At 46.6% G+C, this 3089-nt stretch carries 3 protein-coding genes and 2 pseudogenes; 3 read left to right on the top strand and 2 right to left on the bottom strand.

Translation table 11 applies throughout. The features are described from left to right. Nucleotides 1–218, bottom strand: a 218-nt coding sequence (locus NC981_RS25590; protein ID WP_348245605.1) for a helix-turn-helix transcriptional regulator, incomplete at its 3' end; no start/stop codon positions are given. A 791-nt stretch (nt 219–1009) separates the two neighbouring features. Between NC981_RS25590 and NC981_RS25595 the strand changes: the two genes are divergently transcribed. Both NC981_RS25595 and NC981_RS25600 read left to right on the top strand, forming a co-directional pair. Beyond that, nucleotides 1010–1213, top strand: a complete 204-nt coding sequence (locus NC981_RS25595; RefSeq protein WP_348245606.1) for a hypothetical protein — start codon at nt 1010–1012, stop codon at nt 1211–1213. Nucleotides 1214–1337: 124 nt separating this feature from the next. Next, nucleotides 1338–2029 (top strand): annotated as a pseudogene (locus tag NC981_RS25600) (IS6 family transposase). Between the two features lie 311 nt (nt 2030–2340). Here NC981_RS25600 and NC981_RS25605 read toward each other — a convergent pair. Next, entirely contained in the window at nt 2341–2547 is a 207-nt protein-coding gene (locus NC981_RS25605) for a response regulator (protein ID WP_348245607.1), read from the bottom strand. 285 nt (nt 2548–2832) lie between these two features. Here NC981_RS25605 and NC981_RS25610 point away from each other — a divergent pair. Beyond that, nucleotides 2833–3089: pseudogene (locus tag NC981_RS25610) on the top strand (hypothetical protein); the annotation flags it as partial.

Genomic DNA, 3089 nt, shown 5'->3' on the forward strand with positions numbered 1-3089 from the left:
TTGACGAGCAAATCTTTGCCACTATCGCCCATCTGAACGAGCAAGTGTTCAAGCTGTTTCAACACGATCGGCAAGGGCTTGGTTCGTCCATTTTCCCAACGGTTGACGCTTTGAAACGAAACGCCTAACCTCACAGCAAACCTGGCTTGCGAGAGTTCTAGGCGTTGTCGCGTTTCTCGCACCAGATCTGCTAGCTCGGTTTGATCGATTGTAGACATAGAGTGCGGAGCATTAAATCGCAACCGCTAATATATCATGTGGTATACTACTCGTCCTCTCCCATAAGGTATAGGGAGTACTAGGAGCCTGTGGTGCTATCTCTCGTGCTCAACGCGATTGCAAATTTACAACGGTTGTTGGTTGAGTAAGCGATGCCGAAAATGCTTCTTTTTGGCAGTTGTACTTAGCTGTACCAATAAAACCAATGCTTTAATTCGCGTGTCAATAGCTGTCCATTCTCGAAGGACTTGAGGTAGATCAGTTCATGCCTCAACTCCGCCATAATAGTTCTGCGGTAACCTCATACGGACAGGAGTTCACTGCCAGCGATGCGCTCTCAGCAGGATTTGACGTGTTTATATCTAAGTTAGACTTATGCGATGCTCTCGTTGAGACAATTTTTCAAGTTGAAACAAATAGCTTGCTGGACTGAGCAAAATTGCGAGTCTTGAGCGAACTGACTGGTCAAGGTGCTTCATCCTCATCCAAGCAGTAAATGAGTTGGCACCTTCAAATAAAGCCCTTCGAGCATTGAGATTACTCGAAGGGCGAGTTTGGTATCCCATGACAAGTTGAGGGATAAGTCGTATTAAAGAGATAAGTTGTTAGGAATAGTTCTATCTATCTATAAAAGCCCATTGCTATGAATGCAACGAACCGTAGGATATCCAATAAAGACATCTACAATTTGTACACATACTCGATTGCCAACGCTAAATTTTACATCCCAAGGGTAGAAAACTAGTTTCGTGCAATCAGACTCGATCGACGTGTGCGATTAGACTCGATCATGCCTGATAGGGCAATATCTGAAAGTTTTGATTTTACACATGAGAAGGAATACTGGCTGATCTCTCGCAATGCTTCACCTGCCTGGTTAGAGCCACTCGCTGATCGACTGGTTCGCTATCCCCATTTAGCAGATGCTTATAAACATCACCCCTTTCAAGCCTGGATTTCGCTGCCCTTAAGCCACCCCTTAAGCCACCATTGAACGAAATGCCAAACTACAAACCCAATTGATCGAAGATCTACTGAATGTTTCCTACAGGCATTATCAACTTAACGCAAAGGTAGAATAATCGCACTGATTGCACTCTATTCACGATTCCTGACCCATGTACTCCCATCATCGCTTCCCCAGCGAAATTATCAGCTACGGTGTCTGGCTCTACTACACCTTCCCTTTGAGCTATCGGGATATCGAGAAGATGATGTTGTACCGAGGCATCGAGGTGACGTACGAAACGATGCGGGAATGGTGCCAGAAATTCGGACAGCAACACGCGAATCAATTGCAGCGTAAGCGCCCCTACGTGAGCGACAAATGGCATCTCGATGAGATGGTAGTAACAATCAAGAAGCAGCATACTATTTGTGGCGGGCAGTGGACAGTGAAGGGAACGTGCTGGATGTCTTGCTGCAACGCCATCGAGATACGAAGGCAGCAGAGCGATTCTTCCGTAAGCTGTTGAAGAAACAGGGCTTTGTGCCACGAGTGATCGTTACTGACAAACTGAAGAGCTATGAAGCAGCGAAGAAGCAGGCGATGCCGAGTGTGGAACATCGACAGCACAAGGGGTTGAACAATCGAGCCGAGAACTCCCATCAACCGACACGAGTGCGAGAACGCCGAATGCGACGATTCAAATCCCCAAGGCAAGCCCAACGATTTCTCTCAGCCTTTGGACCGATTCGAGATCACTTCCACCCCAAGCAACATCAACTGACTGCACCCCGCTATCGCCAAGAACTGCGCCAACGATTTCAAGATTGGCGAGAAGTCGCTTGCTTGCAAACTGCTGCGTAAATTGAGCGAACCTAGCGATTGCGGGATAATTGTGCTCAATTTTGAACATCTCCGGTTAAGTTGACAATACCGTTTGGAGCTATCTACTGCTGCACAAGTCCATTATTATGCTGCCTCAAGTTATCAGTAGGCGGATACTCAAAAGCTTGTCTCTAGGTTGCGATCGTCCAGATTCAGCCTAGCCAAAGCACATTCGCAAACAATCTATTGAGTTGGTTTGTGATCACTAATCAATCTGAGTTCGGGTTAAGCCAAATGCTGGAAGCTCGATGGAACAAGACTTAGCCGGACTACTACCTTACATGTCGTTCTCAATAGACTTTTCCAATGGAGAATAATCGCATTTGTGAGCTTGGCAATCCTACATCAATCAGGATCAGGTCATAAGTTGTGCTCTCAACACATTCCCACCCAATCGCGCCGTCCTCTGCTGTGTCTACTGCGTAATGGTGTTCGCTCAGCGATCGTGTAATCGCGTCTGTCACGATCAAATCATCTTCAACTACTAGAACCCTCATATCTATCGCTCACCTAGCCGTAAAGCGATTGTAAGGTAATTCATCCCGCGTCTTAAAGCATTCTTACAAGAACGCAACAATCGAGCAGGCATAAATTAGTTTTTCTCCTCTAGTTCTCCCCGATTATTCTCTATCTTGAGAAACATCAAGCGAACAGCTTACATTCAAGCTTCGCTAAATCTCAACTTGGTGTTGGATACTATTCACTAGCCCCCTGGTGAAATCAGGACATTACAACACTTTATTCAACCCCCGCTAAAGACTTTATTTATGAGAGGGCATTCCATGAAAGCATTGAAGACTTACCTCCTCGCCCCTGTTAAACAGGCAGCCCCGATGATCACAGGTTTTTCGCTTGCGCTCACCAGCTTGGTGGCGACGAATGCTCCTGCTCAAGCAGCTCCCCGCACTCTGGCGAAAAACGCAGTGGCTCAAGCAACCACACAGAAAACCACATTGCCGGATGGAGTCTACCTTTACGGGCAATCCGCAGAACCCGATCAGATCGGGCAGGGCTATTTTGTATTTCAAGCACGACAAGG

Source organism: Leptolyngbya sp. DQ-M1, from assembly GCF_039962505.1.
Classification (GTDB): Bacteria; Cyanobacteriota; Cyanobacteriia; order Leptolyngbyales; family Leptolyngbyaceae; genus Leptolyngbya.